Annotated in this window: 19 protein-coding genes; 10 read left to right on the forward strand and 9 right to left on the reverse strand. The window is 53.5% G+C overall.

Going from position 1 to position 19,564, the window contains the following annotated elements; all coding sequences use genetic code 11:
* Positions 1-73: 73 nt before the first annotated feature.
* Together AC2FNV_RS06405 and AC2FNV_RS06410 are read right to left on the reverse strand one after the other, a co-directional pair.
* Positions 74-850 (reverse strand): Bax inhibitor-1/YccA family protein, encoded by a 777-nt coding sequence (locus tag AC2FNV_RS06405; RefSeq protein WP_170478684.1) that lies wholly within the window; start codon positions 848-850, stop codon positions 74-76.
* A 175-nt stretch (positions 851-1,025) separates the two neighbouring features.
* Positions 1,026-1,232 (reverse strand): DUF1127 domain-containing protein, encoded by a 207-nt coding sequence (locus AC2FNV_RS06410; RefSeq protein WP_496772748.1) that lies wholly within the window; start codon positions 1,230-1,232, stop codon positions 1,026-1,028.
* Positions 1,233-1,359: 127 nt separating this feature from the next.
* On the opposite strand from AC2FNV_RS06410, the gene AC2FNV_RS06415 reads away from it, so the two are divergent.
* Complete coding sequence (locus tag AC2FNV_RS06415; RefSeq protein WP_170478690.1) at positions 1,360-2,241, forward strand: LysR family transcriptional regulator; 882 nt, start codon at positions 1,360-1,362, stop codon at positions 2,239-2,241.
* A 3-nt stretch (positions 2,242-2,244) separates the two neighbouring features.
* Here AC2FNV_RS06415 and AC2FNV_RS06420 read toward each other — a convergent pair whose 3' ends face one another.
* Positions 2,245-3,201 carry an NADPH:quinone oxidoreductase family protein gene (locus AC2FNV_RS06420; RefSeq protein ID WP_170478692.1) on the reverse strand — a complete coding sequence of 319 codons (957 nt, stop codon included), beginning with the start codon at positions 3,199-3,201 and terminating at the stop codon, positions 2,245-2,247.
* Positions 3,202-3,542: 341 nt separating this feature from the next.
* Between AC2FNV_RS06420 and AC2FNV_RS06425 the strand changes: the two genes are divergently transcribed.
* The 3 genes from AC2FNV_RS06425 to AC2FNV_RS06435 all read left to right on the forward strand — a co-directional run bounded on the left by AC2FNV_RS06425 (position 3,543) and on the right by AC2FNV_RS06435 (position 6,203).
* On the forward strand, positions 3,543-3,914 hold the full coding sequence (locus AC2FNV_RS06425; protein WP_170478695.1) for a helix-turn-helix domain-containing protein: 372 nt from the start codon (positions 3,543-3,545) through the stop codon (positions 3,912-3,914).
* Positions 3,915-3,958: 44 nt separating this feature from the next.
* Positions 3,959-4,750, forward strand: a complete 792-nt coding sequence (gene hisN / locus AC2FNV_RS06430) for a histidinol-phosphatase (protein WP_170607117.1) — start codon at positions 3,959-3,961, stop codon at positions 4,748-4,750.
* 118 nt (positions 4,751-4,868) lie between these two features.
* Entirely contained in the window at positions 4,869-6,203 is a 1,335-nt protein-coding gene (locus AC2FNV_RS06435) for an 8-oxoguanine deaminase (protein WP_170607115.1), read from the forward strand.
* Here the strand turns inward: AC2FNV_RS06435 and guaD are convergent.
* Positions 6,200-7,495: a guanine deaminase gene (gene guaD, locus AC2FNV_RS06440; protein ID WP_170607113.1), complete on the reverse strand. Its 1,296-nt coding sequence runs from the start codon at positions 7,493-7,495 to the stop codon at positions 6,200-6,202. The genes AC2FNV_RS06435 and guaD overlap by 4 nt on opposite strands.
* A gap of 138 nt (positions 7,496-7,633) precedes the next feature.
* Here guaD and mgtE point away from each other — a divergent pair, with 138 nt between their 5' ends.
* Together mgtE and AC2FNV_RS06450 are read left to right on the forward strand one after the other, a co-directional pair.
* Positions 7,634-9,028 carry a magnesium transporter gene (mgtE, locus tag AC2FNV_RS06445; RefSeq protein WP_496772753.1) on the forward strand — a complete coding sequence of 465 codons (1,395 nt, stop codon included), beginning with the start codon at positions 7,634-7,636 and terminating at the stop codon, positions 9,026-9,028.
* Positions 9,025-9,588 carry a 5-formyltetrahydrofolate cyclo-ligase gene (locus AC2FNV_RS06450; RefSeq protein ID WP_170607108.1) on the forward strand — a complete coding sequence of 188 codons (564 nt, stop codon included), beginning with the start codon at positions 9,025-9,027 and terminating at the stop codon, positions 9,586-9,588. The genes mgtE and AC2FNV_RS06450 overlap by 4 nt, the downstream gene beginning before the upstream one ends.
* A 13-nt stretch (positions 9,589-9,601) precedes the next feature.
* On the opposite strand, the gene AC2FNV_RS06455 is transcribed toward AC2FNV_RS06450, so the two are convergent.
* Positions 9,602-9,829: a putative hemolysin gene (locus AC2FNV_RS06455; protein WP_170478708.1), complete on the reverse strand. Its 228-nt coding sequence runs from the start codon at positions 9,827-9,829 to the stop codon at positions 9,602-9,604.
* A gap of 89 nt (positions 9,830-9,918) precedes the next feature.
* On the opposite strand from AC2FNV_RS06455, the gene AC2FNV_RS06460 reads away from it, so the two are divergent.
* From AC2FNV_RS06460 to AC2FNV_RS06470, 3 genes are all read left to right on the forward strand, one after another.
* Complete coding sequence (locus AC2FNV_RS06460) at positions 9,919-10,731, forward strand: TIGR00282 family metallophosphoesterase (protein ID WP_170607106.1); 813 nt, start codon at positions 9,919-9,921, stop codon at positions 10,729-10,731.
* 91 nt (positions 10,732-10,822) lie between these two features.
* Positions 10,823-12,601 carry an SLC13 family permease gene (locus AC2FNV_RS06465; protein ID WP_170607354.1) on the forward strand — a complete coding sequence of 593 codons (1,779 nt, stop codon included), beginning with the start codon at positions 10,823-10,825 and terminating at the stop codon, positions 12,599-12,601.
* A 96-nt stretch (positions 12,602-12,697) separates the two neighbouring features.
* Positions 12,698-13,438, forward strand: coding sequence for a YbaY family lipoprotein (locus AC2FNV_RS06470; RefSeq protein ID WP_496772756.1), 741 nt, complete (start codon positions 12,698-12,700; stop codon positions 13,436-13,438).
* A gap of 12 nt (positions 13,439-13,450) precedes the next feature.
* On the opposite strand, the gene AC2FNV_RS06475 is transcribed toward AC2FNV_RS06470, so the two are convergent.
* The 4 genes from AC2FNV_RS06475 to AC2FNV_RS06490 all read right to left on the reverse strand — a co-directional run bounded on the left by AC2FNV_RS06475 (position 13,451) and on the right by AC2FNV_RS06490 (position 18,578).
* Positions 13,451-15,112, reverse strand: coding sequence for an FAD-binding dehydrogenase (locus AC2FNV_RS06475; protein ID WP_496772758.1), 1,662 nt, complete (start codon positions 15,110-15,112; stop codon positions 13,451-13,453).
* Between the two features lie 11 nt (positions 15,113-15,123).
* Positions 15,124-15,981 carry a bile acid:sodium symporter family protein gene (locus AC2FNV_RS06480; protein ID WP_170607103.1) on the reverse strand — a complete coding sequence of 286 codons (858 nt, stop codon included), beginning with the start codon at positions 15,979-15,981 and terminating at the stop codon, positions 15,124-15,126.
* Positions 15,982-16,054: 73 nt separating this feature from the next.
* Positions 16,055-16,789 carry a glutamine amidotransferase gene (locus AC2FNV_RS06485; protein WP_170607101.1) on the reverse strand — a complete coding sequence of 245 codons (735 nt, stop codon included), beginning with the start codon at positions 16,787-16,789 and terminating at the stop codon, positions 16,055-16,057.
* 16 nt (positions 16,790-16,805) lie between these two features.
* Positions 16,806-18,578, reverse strand: a complete 1,773-nt coding sequence (locus AC2FNV_RS06490; protein WP_170478718.1) for an SLC13 family permease — start codon at positions 18,576-18,578, stop codon at positions 16,806-16,808.
* Positions 18,579-18,688: 110 nt separating this feature from the next.
* Between AC2FNV_RS06490 and AC2FNV_RS06495 the strand changes: the two genes are divergently transcribed.
* Positions 18,689-19,429 (forward strand): YebC/PmpR family DNA-binding transcriptional regulator, encoded by a 741-nt coding sequence (locus tag AC2FNV_RS06495; RefSeq protein ID WP_170607099.1) that lies wholly within the window; start codon positions 18,689-18,691, stop codon positions 19,427-19,429.
* Positions 19,430-19,564 lie beyond the last annotated feature (135 nt).

Genomic DNA, 19,564 nt, shown 5'->3' on the forward strand with positions numbered 1-19,564 from the left:
CTTTCGACTTTCCACCAAAAAACATGGGCGGACCTTTTCGGATCCGCCCAACTAGGTTTTAATTTGCAGAATTTTATTCGCGGTTGCCGAACAGTTGTAGCAGGAACATGAACATATTGATGAAGTCCAGATACAAGCTCAATGCACCCATTATCGCGGCTTTACCCAACCATTCTTGATCGCCGGAGTGAGCCATCTGCAGGTAAGTGGTTTTGATGTTCTGAGTGTCGTATGCGGTCAGGCCGGCAAAGATCAGAACACCCAGAACCGAGATGGCAAATGCCATAGCCGAAGAAGCGATGAAGATATTCACGATCGAGGCTACGATCAGGCCGATCACGCCCATGATCAGGAACGTGCCCATCGCCGAGAGGTCTTTCTTAGTTGTGTAGCCGTACAACGACAGTCCCGCAAATGCGATTGCCGTGATCAGGAACACTTGAATTATCGACTGACCGGTAAAGACCAGGAAGATCCAGCTGATCGATACACCCATAACTGCCGCAAACAGATAAAAAACTGTCTGTGCACCCGCTGCGGACAGGCGGTTGATTCCGGCGCTGAAACCGAAAACAAATAGCAAAGGCGCAAACATGATGACCCATTTCAACGGCGACGCGAACAAAGTGTATCCGAACGAAGTCAGATACTTACTTTCGCTTAGTTGAGCGGCAGCCGCCGATGGATCGGTTGTTGTTGCAAGCCCGGAAATTGCCCATGCGGCTGCAAATGTAATCAGCATGCCGACGGACATTGTGCCGTAGACTTTGTTCATGTGGGCGCGTAGGCCCTCGTCAATCTCGGCGGCGCGCGCACCGGTGGCCGTCCGGATCGTGTCGAATTGTGCCATTAAAAGGGTCTCCCTTCATTCATCTGTTCCCGGCCCGCGAATGCAGGCTGGTTTCCAAGCAAATATCGGAGAGTGTGGCCGCCGATTCAAGGGTTTTACGCCTAAAACTCAGCAAAACTGTCAGTAATGTGCTCGGGCCGCCTTTTCTGGCGGCCTCAAAACACGATCAGTCCGATTAATACAGTTGTTTTATCCAGTTATCAGGTGCGTCCCAGATGTGGCGGGTTGCTTCGCGGCGGGTCAGCCCGATATCGTCAAGCAAATGATCATCCAACCTGGCAAGTGAGCGACGCTGCCGGGCAAGATTAAGCAAATTCCAAAAAATCTTGCGTTTGGCGACGCGTTTCGTGCTTCCAGAGTGAGAGATAGCTATTTGGGTCATAATGATTGCCCTTTCACTTAACCTTGATGGTTCTTTTTCATTAGATCAATTATGTTGATATATATGGAGCAACATGCCATATTATGAAAATGAATGTTTATGACGTGATCCATAAGGAATCGTGAATATGCGTAATTTGGACATTACAACTCTTCGATCCTTTATTGCCGTTGCTGATCACGGTGGCGTAACACGCGCTGCGGGATTTCTGCATCTGACCCAGTCAGCAGTTTCAATGCAGCTAAAGCGACTTGAGGAGCTTTTAGGACTGGAGCTTTTGGATCGCAGCGGAAGGACGATTGCGCTCACTGCGTCAGGCGAGCAACTGCTTGCTTATGCCCGCCGCATCGTCGCGCTAAACGATGAAGTTATTTCAAAGCTTACGGATCAGGCGTTTGAGGGCGAAGTCGTTCTGGGTGTGCCCCATGACATTGTTTACCCCGCTATCCCACGTGTATTGCAGCGCTTCAACGCCGACTTTCCGCGCGTACGCGTGCAACTAGTTTCTTCCTACTCGATGCAATTGAAAGAGATGTACCGGCGCGGCGAATGCGATCTCATACTTACCACGGAGGCTTCTGGAGCAGACGGAGCCGAGACTATTGCCGAACTTCCACTTAGATGGATCGGCGCGCCGGGCGGTTCGGCATGGCGCAAGCGACCAATTCCGCTTGCACTTGGACGACGCTGCTTGTTCCGTCCTCAGGTTATCGCTGCTTTGGATGCAGCAGGTATTCCATGGGAATTGTCTGTTGAAACCGAGAATGACCGCACCATCGAGGCGACTGTAAGCGCAGACTTGGCCGTTCACGCGATGCTCGACGGTACCGAGGCTGCCCATCTTGAGCAGATCGAATCGGGTGGCGCCCTGCCAGAGTTACCTGCACACCGAATCAATCTTTATGGGGCTGATAAAGGACGTGACGCAGTTGTTGACGCCCTTGCTTCTTTGGTACGGCAGAACTTTCTCATGCTCGGGGGCTCACCGCTTAAGGCAGTTGTCGCCTAGGGTTCAAAGTGAAATCACGATTTTACCCGTCGACTTCCGATCTTTTAGCAATTGCATCCCTTCGGCCACCTGTCCAAGTGGCAGGACGTGGCTAATATGGGGCTTGATCCGCCCTGCTTTGTGCCATTGAAACAGAGTCGAAAAACTTTCCTGCACAATCTGGGGGCGGAACTTTAAATATCCGCCGATATACAGTCCAATCACGGTCAGGTTTTTTACCAGCAAATGGTTGGCTGGGATATTTGGCACTTCGCCCCCTGCAAAACCTATTGGCAATAGGCGGCCTTCTGGGTTAGTGGCCCGAAACGCAGCATTGAAAACGTCGCCACCAATCACGTCATAAACAACATCCGCGCCACCCAAAGATAGAACGCGTTCGCGCAGGTCCTCACTGGCGTCGACCAGATAGTCAGCTCCGGCATTCGCGGCTACCGACAGCCTTTCGGCGCCGCGCGCCTGAGCAATGACTTTGGCACCCATCAACTTGCCAATCTCAACGGCAGTCAGGCCGACACCACCTGCCGCACCAGTTACAAGCAGCGTTTCGCCCGGCTGTAGCCGCGCGCGATGGTCCAACGCGATGTGGCTGGTTCCGTAAGCAATCTGAATGGCGGCAGCATCTTCAAAACTCATTGTTTCGGGAAGAGGAACCGCCCGATCTGCGTCAAAGACACCGTATTCAGCCAACCCGCCAAAACCACAATAAACCGCCACACGGTCACCCGGAGCGATGGTCGAAACATTGTTTCCGATTTCGTCAACAATGCCCGCGACTTCCATTCCCAGAGCGAAAGGGGCTTCGGGCGTATCCTGATACGTGCCTTTCTGCATCAAAAGATCCGCAAAGTTCAGGCCGCAAGCCTTGATCCGCACACGTATTTGCCCGTCGGATGGCGTCGGTAAGGCCAAAGTTGTCAGCGTTGGCGGTTTTCCCTGAGTCTCGACACAATACGCAAGCATGTGGGCCCTCCTGATCGTCTTGGGCATAGGCAATAGACGCGCAATGAATGTCAATTCGAAAGAGTCTGTGCGATGTGTTCTGCGAAGTAGGTGCCGAATTTTGTTTCCAATCTGAAAACGAACTCACACAGATGAACTTTTTGACACAACCACAAACAACTATTCGCAACACCGAATACAACCCGCTTGAAAAATAGATGGAATGCGTCATAGTGCTTAAGGGTGCCATTCGGGGGGAGTATCCGAGTTGGGGAGTTTGTAATCAGCATCCCGCTGCTGTGCCGGGGTGTGTGTTGTAGCGATTTCCCGGATGGTTGTTTGAGTTAAAAAGGAGAGTACCAATGACCCATCACGTCGATGTTCATGTTGGCAAACGCGTCCGGCATCGCCGCTGGCTGATTGGCATGACCCAGCAGCAGTTAGCGCAGCAGGTTGGTATCAAGTTTCAGCAAATCCAGAAATATGAAACTGGGGCCAACCGTGTAAGCGCGTCTCGCCTTTGGGATATCGCAGAGGCATTGGATGTCCCAGTCAGTTTTTTCTTCGAAGGCCTGGAAGACGAAACCAAAGGCAACAATGACAAAAAGTCGGTTCCTGCCGATCTAATGGGAGACAAGGAAGCGCTGGATCTTGTCCGCTCATACTACGCCATTCCAGAAAATCAGCGCCGCAGGCTTTTCGAACTCGCCCGCGTACTGAGCGAAGTTGCCTGATCGACCCACTTGACAATGGGGCGCAGTGATCGCACGGGTACCACATGCGACACAGCCCATCCAATGATCTTGAGATAGCCGAAACAATGGCCGACGCAGCGCGCGCGGCCATTTTGCCATTTTTCCGGCAGCCCGATCTAGAAGCGGACAACAAGGTCGAGGGTGGGTTCGATCCAGTGACTATCGCCGATCGCGCGGCCGAGAAGGCGATGAGAGCTGTTCTTGCCGAACACAGACCTGACGATGGCATTCTGGGTGAAGAATTTGGACATTCGGCGGGTTCCAGCGGTCGAACTTGGGTTTTAGATCCAATTGACGGAACAAGAGGGTTCATTAGCGGTACGCCGACCTGGGGTGTCCTGATCGCGCTTAGTAATGAAACCGGTCCATGCCTGGGTGTGATTGATCAGCCCTATATTGGCGAACGATTCATGGGACAGGGTGAACTGGCCATTGCTACGGGACCGGCCGGTCAACGCAAACTGACGACACGCAAGACGCAGTCGCTTGAAGAAGCAATTGTGTTCACTACCTTTCCCGAAGTCGGCACTCCGAGTGAGGCTGAGGCGTTTCGCGCTGTCTCACAGCACGCTAAGCTGACCCGATACGGGATGGATTGCTACGCATATGCTTTGCTGGCTGCTGGACAGATCGATCTTGTTATCGAGGCGGGGCTGAATTCTTACGACATCCAAGCTCCAATCGCGTTGATTCACGCAGCCGGTGGGGTTGTGACAGATTGGAAAGGCGACCCAGCTCATGGTGGGGGGCGTGCTCTGGCGGCTGCCAACGCCGAGCTGCATGCAGCGGCTTTGGAAATCTTAAAGCAATATTGAATTCTGTTGCTGTCGATGTAGTGAAAGATTACCATTTTCACGTGCTGGTTCTTGAGCCCGTTTTCCACCAGCTTCGCACTCCATTTGCATGAGACGGGCAATTGCAGGAGCGCGAAAAATGTCTGAATTTTTGATCTGTAACGCTGACACTATTCTAACAATTGACGACGAGCGGCGTGAACTGGAACAGGCCGACCTGCTGATCCGTGATGGGCAAATCGCAAAAATCGGTCATGGGTTAGAGACCACAGGCGAAGTGCATGACGCAACTGGATGTGTCGTAACGCCGGGGTTGGTGAACACCCACCATCACCTGTACCAAACTCTGACTCGCGCAGTACCAGGGTGTCAGGATGCCCTATTGTTCGGTTGGCTTAAAACGCTTTATCCCATCTGGGCGCGGTTTGGCCCTGAAGAGATGTTTACTTCGGCCCAAATAGGGCTGGCAGAATTGGCATTGTCAGGATGCTCGCTCAGCTCTGATCACTTGTATCTCTATCCCAATGGATCTCGTCTGGACGATACCATCGTGGCGGCCGCCGAGGTTGGCATCCGGTTTCACCCGACGCGTGGCGCGATGAGTATCGGGGAAAGCGGCGGCGGCCTTCCGCCAGACGACTTAGTTGAGCCAGAGTCCGTGATATTAGAGGATATGATCCGCGTCGTGGATGCGTTTCATGATCCGATGGAAGGCGCGATGTGCAGGGTGGGATTGGCGCCATGTTCGCCATTTTCAGTCAGTCAAGAATTGATGCAGGACACAGCGTTGCTGGCGCGGGACAAAGGCGTCATGCTGCATACCCATTTGGCCGAAAATGATGAAGATATCGCCTATTCTCAGGCTCAGTTCGGCTGTCGCCCCGGCCAATACGCTGAAAATCTGGGTTGGACAGGACCGGATGTCTGGCACGCGCATTGTGTGAAGCTGAATAGCGTCGAAATTGACCTATTTTCCAGAACTGGGACAGGAGTGGCCCATTGCCCGTGCTCAAATTGTCGTCTTGGATCGGGAATTGCTCCGGTTCAAAAAATGCGTGACCAAGGGGTAAACGTTGGCCTTGGCGCTGACGGTTCCGCCAGCAACGACAATGGCAATCTCATACTCGAAGCCCGACAGGCGATGTTGATGCAGCGCGTTGTAAACGGGGCCGACGCCATGTCGTCCCGTGAGGCGCTGGAGATCGCAACACGAGGCGGTGCAGATGTTCTGAACCGACCTGACTGTGGTCGTTTGATGCCTGGAAAACGCGCCGATATTGCGGTTTGGGATACACGGAGTATTGAGAGCGCGGGCAGTTGGGATCCGGCGGCCTTGCTGTTGTCCGGTCCGATGCGTGTCAAACATCTCTTTGTAGAAGGACGACAAATCGTGCGTGGTGGTCACGTCACAACTATCGATTTGCCAACAGCGATAGAACGCCAGAATCAACTTGCCCGCGCTCTGCGGAATTAAGGTTTTCGGCTGACCCGGTTTCCTCCAATCCAAACATCGGCAACCGCCCGATCATCGCCCATCATGATGGTTGGGAACACAGCCTCCCAAAGGTCCTCAGCCGTTGCTTCTCGCTGCGCAATGTCAGGAGTCGACGCAAGATCAAGGACGACCAAATCGGCCTCCAATCCTGGCGCAATATTTCCGATGCAGTCATCCATCCGAAGTGACTGCGCGGAACCAACCGTGCCCAGCCATAGCAATTGCGCCGGGTGGAGTGCCGTTCCCTGCAACTGTCCGATTTCGTAGGCAGTTGCCATTGTACGAAGCATCGAGAAACTGGACCCACCGCCCGTATCTGTGGCCAGACCGATCCTGTGCCCCTGTCGCATAAGGTCATCCAGTTCAAACAAGCCAGATCCAATAAACGTGTTTGAGGTCGGACAATGTATCAGGGCCGCGCCCACTTCGCGCAGACGTTCACGCTCGCGTGTTTCAAGATGAATGACGTGTCCGTACAGCCCGTTACCGCCCAACAGACCAAACTGTTCGTAGGTATCCAGATAGTCGCGGGCATTCGGAAACAGAGATCGGACCCACTCGATTTCGTCGGTTTGTTCGCACAGATGCGTCTGCATCAGGCATTGAGGGTACTTTGCCCAAAGAGCACCCATTGCCTCAAGCTGTTCAGGCGTCGACGTCGGCGAAAATCGTGGCGTGATTGCATAGGACAGCCGATTGACCCCGTGCCACTTTTCCAACAGGCTTTGCGACTGATTGTAGGCGGTTTGAGCCGTATCGCGGAGGCCTTCAGGGGCATTGCGATCCATACAGGTTTTGCCTGCCACGACGCGCTGCCCACGCAATTGTGCAGCCTCAAAAAACGCGTCAACGCTCTCTGGGTGTATCGTACAGAAGCTGCACATCGTGGTCGTTCCGTGCGATGCCGTGAGGTCAAGATAGCGGTTGGCAATTTCCGACGCGTATCGGGGATCACCGAATTTCATTTCCTCAGGGAAAGTGTAAGTATTGAGCCAGTCGATAAGACGCTTACCCCAACTGGCGATCATTGCCGTTTGCGGGTAGTGCACATGAGGGTCGACAAACCCTGCCATGATCAGGTGCTGGCCATATTCCACATCTTGCGCTTCTGGATGCTCTTGCGACAATTTGGCTATCGAACCCAGTGCTTTTATTTTCCCGTCTTCGATCAGTACCGCCTCATGAGTATTTGTCGCCCGTGTCGGTTCGGTGGCGAAAGGTGACTCCAAAAAGCTTAGAACGCGCCCCTTCAGTAACGTCTTTTGAGGCATGTTTCCCATACTCCACCCAGTTTTGTGCTGCGTTACAGCATAAGCGGGCGCATGTTGCGGGTAAATCTGCGCATTGTCATTGTTTTCTGGTAGCTGCTTCTTCTATTTAGACGCAAATCACCGACGCGAGGGTTGCGCATGACTACAGTCAAAGACGAAGCCGGACCCGACCAACCGCGGGAGGAGGACGCCTATGCGCTTGATCGCAGAACAGTGGCGTCCATTCTTTATGCGGTGGATGTTGATGATCGCGGTAAACTGATCGAGTTATTGGAGCCACTGCACCCAGCCGACATTGCGGACCTTCTGGAGCAGATTAATCCTTACGACCGCTCGCGTCTTATCCGACTTTACGACAAGGAATTTGATGGCGACATCTTGTCCGAATTGGATGAAGCCGTCAGAGAAGAGGTCATCGCTGTACTGCGTCCCGACGTACTTGCCGAGGCGGTTCGCGAAATGGAAAGCGACGATGTCGTCGACCTTTTGGAAGATCTGGAAGAGCCACAGCAGGAAACCATTCTTGACGCGCTGGAGGAGACAGATCGCCATGCGGCACAGCAGGCACTGGCCTACCCGGAAAACTCGGCCGGCCGACTTATGCAGCGCGAGATTGTTATGGCGCCCGAGCATTGGACGGTTGGTCAGGCAATTGACTTCATGCGGGCCAACGACGACCTGCCAGAGCAGTTTTATCACGTGGTACTCATCGATCCCCGTTTGAAGCCAACTGCGCAAGTTACACTCGGGAAACTTATGGCCGCGCGGCGTGAAATAGCCTTGCGCGACATCGCCGAACAGGAATTCCACACCATCCCCGTTGATCAGGATGAAGAGGATGTAGCCTATGCGTTCAATCAGTATCACCTGATTTCAGCCCCAGTGGTGGATGCGGATGGACGTATTGTCGGTGTCATCACCATCGACGATGCAATGGTCGTTCTGGACGAAGAATACGAAGAGGATATGTTGCACCTCGCGGGCGTGAGTAACGAAAGTTCGTTGTCCGACAGCGTTGCCGCCACTAGCAAACGACGCCTGCCCTGGCTTGCGGTCAATTTGTGTACAGCAATCTGTGCCTCACTGGTGATTTCCCAGTTTGAGGCTGCGATTGATCGGTTGGTAGCTTTGGCCATTCTGATGCCTATCGTTGCGTCAATGGGCGGAAATGCCGGGACGCAATCCCTCACCGTTGCGGTGCGGGCGCTGGCCACTCGCGACCTTACCGGATCAAACGTTCTGCGGGTCATCCGACGAGAGTTATTGGTTGGCATGCTGAACGGACTGTGTTTTGCCGTCGTATTGGGCATAGTTGGAATGATGTGGTTCGCCTCACCGATGCTGGGCGTTGTGATCGGCACGGCATTGGTTGTGAATATGATCATAGCTGGTTTTGTCGGAACGGTCGTTCCAGTCGCGTTGGATCGTATAGGAGTTGACCCTGCGCTTGCATCTGGAACCTTTGTAACCACAACAACAGATGTCATGGGTTTCTTTATCTTCCTTGGACTTGCAAGCGTGGTGCTACTTTGACCGATCTGACCGAAAAAAAAGCCGCTGCGCGAAAAGCCGCATTTGAACGCCGTAAGGCGGCCTTTGATCTAAGGTTGCCAGGATCCGCCGGTAGATTATCTGAGGTGTTGGCAGGGTATCGCGGGGTGCCCCAATCGGGATACATTCCTATCCGAACCGAAATTGATCCACTGCCGGCAATGGCAGAAGCAGCTGCTTATGGTCCGGTTGGCGTTCCCGTTATTCAAGGCGCGGGTCAACCGTTGAAGTTTTCCCGCTGGACGCCCGAAGGCACGCTGAAGGATGGCCCGTTTGGAGCGAAAGTTCCGGAAATAGAGGACTACTTTGATCCCGAGATTTTGATCGTACCTTTGGTGGCGTTCAACGCTAGCGGCGGACGCCTTGGTTATGGAGGCGGATTTTACGACCGTACCCTTGCAAGGTTGCGTGCCAACCATCCGACACTCGCTATTGGATTTGCCTTTGATGGGCAGGAGGTGGCAGAGCTGCCGTTAGAGCCTACTGATCAGCTGTTAGATATGGTGGTCACGGAAAGCCGCGTCATTTCGATCAAGTCTTAGACTGGCTCCGATTTCAGCCAGGATTGTTTTCTCGGAAATATTCCCACGCGTCTACTTCGCTGCCGTCCTGCAGAATGCACACGCCCGATTGACCATTCACGCCGTCGCGGATTTCATATTTCGCGCCGCTCTCTATACAGAAAGTCGCAGCAGGGTTTGCTAATTCCGTCGATTGCTCGGGCTCAGAGTCACAGGCTGCGACTGTCATCAAGGCTATGGTCGAGGCGAGAAAGCGGTGCATGTTGAAACTCCAATGGAATTCGATCTGGCGGTTGAGGGCGGCAGTTTAATCACTTGTGCTAACGGGATACCACACTTAGGACAGACTGCATGAGGATATTATTTCTTGGTGACGTTGTAGGGCGTGCTGGTCGCGCCGCGGTTCAAGAGCTCCTGCCGCGTCTTCGGGAGGATTGGCGTCTGGATTTTGTTGTGGTGAACAGCGAAAACGCCTCGAACGGCATGGGGTTGAGTGGTAACCACGCAAAGCTGTTGTTGGATGCGGGCGCCGATTGCCTGACGTTAGGCGATCACGCTTTCGACCAAAAAGACATGCTGCAGTTCATCGAAAACGAGCCGCGTATCGTGCGCCCAATCAACTTTGCAAAGGGCGCTCCGGGTCGCGGTCATCGACTTTATACAGCGCCAGGTGGCCGAAAGGTTCTGGTGGCACAGGTGCTTGGACAAGTGTTTATGAAACGCCCGTTCGACGATCCCTTCTCGGCCATCGAGCCGATCCTGAAATCTCATCCTCGTGGCGGACAGGCTCAGGCCATCATCGTGGAAATGCATTGCGAGGCTACTTCGGAAAAAATGGCCATGGGTCATTATTGCGACGGTCGCGCAAGTCTTGTGGTTGGAACCCATACCCATATTCCGACAGCGGACGCGCAAATCTTATCCCGCGGTACGGGTTATTTGACTGATGCCGGCATGTGCGGTGACTACGACTCGGTTATCGGGATGGATAAACAGGAACCTATGCGCCGCTTTATTACCGGGATGCCAAAGGCTCGGTTCACGCCCGCCAGTGGCGAAGCCACCCTGAGTGGTGTTTTTGTTGAAACAGATGATCGCGATGGGCAGGCGAAAAGCGTAAGAATGGTGCGGATTGGCGGGTGTTTGCAGCCGGCTGCACCCTGAACTAAACGACAGGCTTGCCCTGTTGCGCCCAATGCGGGACACTGTCTTAAAGGCAACTGCGCCAGGCCAGGGTTCGGACAGAATACCAGTAATGCAATTCCTTCAACTCACAGATATGGCCAGCGCAATACTGGCGCTGGTAATTGTCGCGGGTATGTTTGCAATGTTCCTTCGCGAGGCCTACCCGACCGAGGTCGTGGCAATCGGCGGCGTTGCCTTGATGCTAATAACCGGCATTCTACCCTACCAGAGCGCGCTGACTGTTCTTTCCAATTCAGCACCTTGGACAATCGCAGCCATGTTTATTGTGATGGGAGCACTCGTCCGGACTGGTGCCTTGGATGCATTTACATCTGTCGCCCAAAAACAAGCACAGGTAAACCCAAGGTTTGCAATTGGGTTGCTGATGGCATTTGTTATTCTCGCTTCGGCGGTTGTTTCGAACACGCCAGTCGTTGTCGTCATGATTCCGGTGTTCGTACAGATCGCGCGAACGTTGAACCTGCCGGCTTCCAAGTTGTTGATACCGCTCAGTTACGCAGCGATTTTGGGTGGTACGCTGACACTGATCGGAACCTCGACGAACCTGTTGGTTGATGGTGTTGCGCGTACGCAGGGAATGGCAGCGTTTACGATATTCGAAGTCACACCGTTGGGCATTGCCCTTGTAATTTATGGCATGATTTACCTGCGCTTTATTGCGCCGCGTTTATTGCCGGAGCGCGACAGCTTGGCGTCCCTTCTGAGCGACAAATCAAAGATGAAATTCTTTACAGAGGCCGTCATTCCACCAGATAGCAACCTGATTGGGCGCGAAGTCACTGGTGTGCAATTGTTTAAACGTCCAGGTGTTCGCTTGATTGATGTTGTCCGCGGAGACGAGTCGCTACGCCGCAACCTTAAAGGAGTGACACTGAACGTCGGCGACAGGGTAGTACTGCGAACCGAAATGACTGAGTTACTAAGCCTGCAGACCAACAAAGAGCTCAAGCGTGTGGATCAGGTTTCAGCGGTCGAAACCAAGACGGTTGAGGTCCTGATCACGCCGGGCTGCCGTATGGTAGGTCGCACATTGGGTGCGATGCGTTTGCGCCGCCGATATGGCGTTTATGTCCTTGCAGTGCATCGCCGGAATCAGAACATAGGGCGGCAGCTGGATGATCTGGTTGTCCGGGTCGGCGATACCCTTTTGCTAGAGGGCGCCGCCGCTGACATTCAGAAACTGGCGGCAGATATGGATATGGTGGACGTGGGCCAACCTTCGGTGCGCGCTTTCCGTCGCAGCCATGCGCCTATCGCTATCGGTGCTCTCGTTGGTATCGTAGCATTGGCTGCGCTAGGCGTGGCCCCGATCCTTTTATTGTCTATTGTAGCGGTAGCAATCGTCTTAATAACCCGATGTATCGACGCGGATGAGGCGTTTTCCTTTGTTGAAGGTCGCTTGTTGGCTCTGATTTTCGCGATGCTGGCAATTGGCGCGGCGTTAGGAGAGTCCGGCGCCGTATCGCTGATTGTCGAAACCGTCGCACCCGGGCTAAGTTCGCTGCCGCCATTCCTGATTATCTGGGCCGTCTATCTATTGACTTCTATTCTGACCGAACTTGTGTCGAACAATGCTGTTGCCGTTGTCGTAACACCAATCGCGATTGGTCTGGCGCAGGCTGTCGGAATTGACCCGCGACCGCTGGTCGTTGCAGTGATGGTTGCGGCATCGGCCTCATTTGCAACGCCCATAGGGTATCAGACCAACATGATGGTTTACGGTCCCGGTGGATACCGGTTCACTGATTTTCTTAAGGTAGGTGTGCCACTTAACCTGACCGTTGGATTATTAGCGTCTTTGTTGATCCCACTCATCTGGCCCCTTTGATATCGGCACAGAACCGCTGATTTTTCGGAGATGTCCTTGTAATTTCAAAAGAACTTACGACTTTTGAGTCACGATATTGCGAAAGGGAATGAACCCATGGCCAAAACAGGACGGATCGCGCTGCTTTCCATGATGGCTTCGGCAACCATTTTCAACGGGGCACTGGCAGGAACGATCGAAGGCACGGCAACGTACCGCGAAAGAATAGCCGTGCGGCCAGGCACGACATTATTTGTGGAACTTCAGGATGTATCCCGAGCAGATGCACCATCGGTAACCCTTGCGGCACAAAGGTACGCTTTAACGGGCGTGCCCGCGCCGTTTGAGTTAAATTATGATGACGCTTTGATCGACGACAGAATGCAATATGTGGTGCGCGCCACAATGTATCAGGGAGACAAATTGCTAATGACCACTGATCAGGCCTATCCCGTCATAACAAACGGCGCAGGAAATTCAGCCGATTTGGTTCTTGTGCAAGCGGCGGGGCAGGGCCTTGCTTCCCTTGAGAACAGCAAGTGGACAGCGGTCGGTTTGAACGGAGACGTGCTGAATGCCGAACGGCAACCGCAGATCGAATTTGCCGAGGGTGGAACTTTTGGTGGTACTGGCGGTTGTAACCGTTTTTCCGGTCAGGTTGAGATTTCAGGGAATTCGATAAATTTCCCTGACAATATGGCTGCTACCTTGATGGCATGCCCGCCATCGATAGAAGAAGTTGAAAAGCAGTTCTTCGATGCACTGCAAAAGGTAACGACCTACGCCGTTTCAGGGAACAGTTTGGTGTTTCTTGATGAAGCTGGCGAACCTGTCGTGAATTTCGTCCGCACACAGTAGCGCAGCGGCACACTAGGCTACAGCTCTGGAGCGTCCTGCATTTCTGCCTGAAAAAATGCATCCTCCTAGAAAGGTGCCCTCAAGTGCATTGTAACCGTGATATCCACCACCGCCAAATCCGGCGATCTCGCCAGCAGCGAAGAGGCCGGGAACGATATTTCCGTCTGCGCCTAACATCTGGCTGTCCAGATTGGTTTGTAGTCCTCCCAAAGTTTTGCGTGTTAGGATGTGCAGCTTGACTGCGATAAGCGGACCGTTTTTAGGTTCAAGGAACCGGTGCGGCTTGGCAGTGCGGATTAATTTGTCACCGAGATAATTGCGGGCAGCGAGAATCGCCATTATTTGAGCGTCCTTTGAAAACGGATTGCCGATTTGCGAGTCCCGCGCTTCAATCTGTTCCCGCAAATGGGCTTCATCAATCTGGCCGTCTCCGAGTTGGTTCATTCCACCTACCAACTCGGTCAAGGTATTCGCGACGACGAAATCCTCGCCCTTTTCCTTAAAGGCTTCGACAGGGGCCGTTGCCTTTGATCCTGAAAGGATGCGCTGGCGGATCACCTCTTTCCAACTTCCGGAGGTAAAATCCGGATTTTGTTCCGAGCCAGAAAGGGCGAATTCTTTCTTGATCACCTTTTGCGTCAGAATGAACCAGCTGTAATCATATCCGGTTTTTAGGATCTCTTGCAGCGTACCCAATGTGTCGAAACCAGGCAGGTAAGGCGGTTTCAGTCGGTTGCCGCAGGCGTCAAACCACATCGAACTTGGGCCCGGTAAGATGCGGATTCCGTGCGAAGGCCATATAGGGTCCCAATTCCGCACACCTTCTGTGTAATGCCACATGCGATCGCCATTAATAATGTGTCCCCCGGCTTTCTCGCTGATGGGGATCATTCGCCCATCGACATGGAACGGTACTCCGGCCACCATATTTTGGGGCGGTTCGCCCAAACGCTCGCGCGGCCATGCTTTTCGTACCATATGAAAATTGCCGCCAATCCCGCCCGACGTAACAATTATCGATGGTGCATAGATTTCGAACTCACCAACTTCGTCACGGTTGGTTTTGCCACCGCGTTGGGCGGTGTCGTCCGCAAGCACTTCACCGGATACGCCCTTGGCAGAGCCATTTTGCATAATGATATGGCTTACCTGATGCCGAAACTTCAATTGTATTAGTCCAGCCGCCACATGGTCTTTTACCCTGCGGATGAAATGTTCAAGCACACCCGGACCTGTGCCCCAGGTGATGTGGAACCTAGGCACAGAATTGCCGTGCCCATCAGCGAACGAACCGCCACGTTCTGCCCAGCCTACCACCGGAAACCAACGCAGACCCATCTTGTGCAACCAAGGGCGCATTTCTCCCGCTGCGAATTCGACGTAAGCTTCGGCCCATTTTCGGGGCCAACGGTCTTCTTCGCGATCAAACTGCGCACTACCCATCCAATCACGAAGAGCCAGTTCGCGGTTGTCGCGGATGCCCATCCGGCGTTGTTCTGGGGTATCAACCATGAACAAGCCACCAAGACTCCAGAACGCCTGACCGCCCAGAAAATGTTCGGGTTCTTGGTCCAGCACAATGACCTTTTTGCCGCGATCACCCAATTCGGCCGCAGCAACCAGACCGGCAAGGCCACCGCCAACAACAATCGCGTCCGCCTTGTTTTCGCCCATGGTTCATCCTTTCAGCGGCTTCGGAACCAGATCAGAAAGGGGATCGCAACTGCGTACATTGTGATCCCGTAAACTGCAGCGGGCAATGCAAGTGGGCTGAATCCGCTTTCCGTTCCAGTAATCAGGGCTGCTAGTGTGATTCCAAGTGTAGAATTCTGAATACCAGTTTCGATTGAAATCGCCTTGCTCTCTTTCCACGAAAGGTTCGCGACACGCGCTAGACCCAATCCAATCAGTAACAGCGCCACATTCAACGAGATCAGGCCTGCCCCCATCACGCCAAGATTTTCCACAAACAACTGCCAGTTTCCGGCCAAAGCGGCGACGACGATTAGTATGAACAATGCTGTTGCAAGTTTGGCCAAAGGCGCATCAACACGGTCTGCAAATCCCTCGGCAAAGTTTCGGATGGCGACACCAATTGCCACTGGCAATGTCGTGATCAAAAACATGGCCACAGCCAATCCACTGATGGAAACCTCTGGGGCATTCTCACCCATGAAATGGCCGATTGCCCATGCAGCAAGGATTGGGACGGTCAGAATTGAAAGAAGGCTTATCACGGCGGTAAGGCTGACTGACAGCGCAACGTCCGCCTTGGCGAGTTTTGACAGTATATTGCTGGTGACGCCGCCTGGGCAAAAACTCAACAGCATGAATCCAACGGCGATCTCTGGTGGTAAAGCGAACAGCTTTACGGTTGCAAATGCGGCAATGGGCAGAAGAACCACCTGACATATTGCACCGATGGCGAAAGGGTAACGGCGGCTTAGAACGCGCCGGAAGTCTGCAATCTCCAACCCGATACCCAAAGATAGCATGATTATCGCCAAGGAAATTGGCAGGCCCACATTGATTAAAAGATCCAAATACAACTCCTCCCAAAGTCGCTTCGGACCAATCTATGCGAGCCGCCACCTTGCAAGCAACCGCGCCGTTAGGTCACCCGTAACGCTGCGCGAAACGGCGCAGGATTTCACCAGGCTGAGTGACATCAGCTGCGTGGCATATATCGATAAGTGACTGCGCATCTTCCGGTGGGAAATATCCATGGTCTTTGTAAATGTTGATGCGCTGTTCAAAATCTTTGGCATCCGCTTCGGGGTGAAACTGCGTGGCATATACATTCTGCCCCCACCGGATCATTTGATACGGGCAGGGGTCTGAGGCGACCAGATGAACGCAACCGGCGGGTAGTTTCTGCACAGCTTCTTTGTGGCCAACAAAGGCGTCGAAAACAGTGTGCAGGCCTGCCGTCAACGGATCATGCATACCGTCTTGGGTTAGTCGGCAAGTGGACGGGCCTACGGGCTCTCCGAAATTCTTTTTACTCACGTTGCCATCCAAATGGGCGGCCAGAATTCCCAGCCCGTAACAACACCCCATAAATGGATGGTCCTTTGCCGTGATCTGCGGCATCAGGCCCATTATCGAGTTTTCAATGCGTGCATCCAACGGGGATTTTTCATCTGGATCATCACTGACACACCCGGGTCCACCCCCAACGATGACAGCCGCATATTCTGAAACGTTCAATTTTTCAGGCAATGACTCGCGGTCCAGGCGGATGCGATGGGCCTGTTCTTGCGACAGCTCTGTTTTGTCCAATATCGATGCAAATTCAGCATCCGACGCATCGGTTTCCGGTCGCAATTGAAGGATAAGAAATCGTTTCATTCCGCGCTACTACCGCTCATAATGGCCAGAAGACAAGGATTGCGGGCACGGAAACTGCAATGATCAGAATTTCCAGCGGCAACCCCATGCGCCAATAGTCGCCGAAACGATAACCGCCCGGTCCAAGAACCAGCGTGTTATTTTTATGCCCGATTGGCGTAAGAAACGCGGCCGAAGCCGCGACGGCAACGGTCATCAGAAACGGGTCGGGCGAAACCTCGAGCGCGCGCGCCATCTGAATACCGACCGGGGCCGCAACAATGGCTGTCGCCGTATTGTTGAGCACGTCTGACAAGGTCATGGTTACGACCATCAGCACGGTTAGAATAGCCCACGCAGGTAAGCCATCGGTGAGCTGTACCAGCGCATTTGCTATAAGTTCTGTGCCGCCGGAACTTTCCAAGGCGCTGCCTAATGGAATCATTGAGCCAAGCAAAACGACAACGGGCCATTCGATGTGGTTATAAACATCAGCAATCGGCATGATCTTGGTTAGCACATAGGCTATCACGACCAGACCCAGCGCGATCGGTAGATAAATAATCCCGACACTGGCGGCCAGAACCGCGGCTGCGAACAACCCGATTGCCAGCCAAGCTTTTTCGTTTGCGGTAACGTTCAAACCGCGTTCGGCCAGCGGCAAACACCCTAACCACTCGGTCACGTCAGAGGTGCGGTCCCGCGGACACAACAAGAGCAGGATGTCACCGGGCTCAACCACGGTTTTTCGGACCTGACTTGTTATGCTGCGCCCCTGACGCGAAATTCCCATTAAAACCGTGCTCTGGCGCCAAGCCAGACCAATTGCCTGGGCCGTTCGTCCGGTAATACGCGCGTTTTCAGTGACGACGACCTCGGTCACCTCCAAACCGTCCCCTTCGGCAGTCAAAAGCTCCTGACGGCGTGAGTCCGAGAAATCCAGAGCTAGCGCCGCCCGAAACTCATCCAATGCTTCGGGACGGGCTTCCAGCACCAATGCGTCACCTTCTTTCAGCGTAGCATGAGCTGATCTGCCATAGCGCCGTTTATCGTCACGGATCAGGCCAATGATCGCCACGTCGGATTTTTCAGCAACTTCATATAATTCGCTGACCCGCTTCCCGATGTGGGCGGATTCTGGCGGAATTGTAAGCTCAGCAATGTATTCGGCCAAAGCCTCGGACGTTTCTACCTGTGGACCACGGTTTGGTATCAGCCGCCAGCCCACTAGGGCAACGAAGGCAAGACCAACAATCGCGGCAAGGCCGCCGACCGGAGCAAAATCAAACATGCGAAACGGTTCGCCCAGTGTTTCGGCTCTTATCGATGCGATGATTATGTTCGGTGGAGTTCCGATCAGAGTCGCCATGCCACCCAAAATGGTGGCGAAACTCAATGGCATCAGGCTCAATCCAACTGACCTGCCAGCTTTGCGCGCAGTTTGGATGTCTACCGGCATCAAGAGCGCAAGTGCAGCCACGTTGTTCATGAATGCCGACAGGATTGCTCCGATCCCTCCCATCAGGGCAATATGAGCCCCCAACCCACGCGAGGCATCTACCAACGTGCGCGTGATAAGAAATACAGCTCCAGACCGTACAAGGCCCGCTGAGACCACAAGTACAAGCGCAACAATAATCGTGGCGGGGTGACCAAATCCCGAAAAAGCGTTGTCTATGGGTACGACGCCCAAAATGACGCCGATCATAAGGGCGGCAAACGCGACCAGATCATAGCGGAACCGCCCCCACAGCAACATTCCGAACACACTGATGAAAAGGCTAAAAAGAATGATCTGGTCAGTTGTCATAACGACACCATAGCCACCGTGACGGTCCGGGCAAGCCGATCCCTTGATCACACGGTGCGCAAACGTCTATATGAGCGCCAAATACGTAATTACGAAGACGAGGACGCAATATGGCAGGCCATTCCAAATGGGCCAACATCCAGCACCGCAAGGGTCGTCAGGACGCCGCGCGGTCCAAACTGTTTTCCAAGTTATCCAAAGAGATCACAGTCGCCGCCAAGATGGGTGACCCTGATCCTGACAAGAACCCGCGCCTGCGTCTAGCGGTGAAAGAGGCCAAGTCGAACTCGGTCCCCAAGGATGTGATTGACCGCGCCATCAAGAAATCTGTTGCGGGTGAAGGCGACGATTACGAGGAAATCCGTTATGAAGGCTACGGCCCTAACGGTGTAGCTGTAATTGTCGAGACAATGACCGACAACCGCAACCGCACCGCGTCGACTGTCCGTTCGACTTTCTCCAAGAATGGCGGCAACCTTGGTGAAACCGGTTCGGTCGGGTTCATGTTCGAACGTAAAGGAGAGGTGGTTTACCCCGTTTCTGCTGGCGATGCGGACACTATTTTCGAAGCTGCTATCGAGGCTGGCGCCGAAGACGTTGAAAGTTCGGATGATGGCCACATTATTTGGTGCGCGGATACCGATCTGAACGAAGTTTCAAACGTGTTGGAAGCCAATTTGGGAGAGTCGGAATCCACCAAGCTGGTTTGGAAACCCACTACGACGACGGAGTTGGGTCTTGAGGATATGCAGAAACTGATGAAGTTGGTCGATGCACTTGAGGATGACGACGACGTGCAACGAGTTACAACCAATTTCGAAGCTACTGACGAGGTCATGGCGCAACTCTGAACAGCATCTGACCTGAAACCTTTTGAACCCCGGCCGAATGGCTGGGGTTTTTCGTACTGTGATTGGCTACTTGGCCGTTCGGTGCAAAGACGGTACATTCGAAAAGAGCACACAAAACAAAAGGGATGATTGGAC

The sequence above is a fragment of the Ruegeria sp. BHSA163 genome, assembly GCF_059613365.1.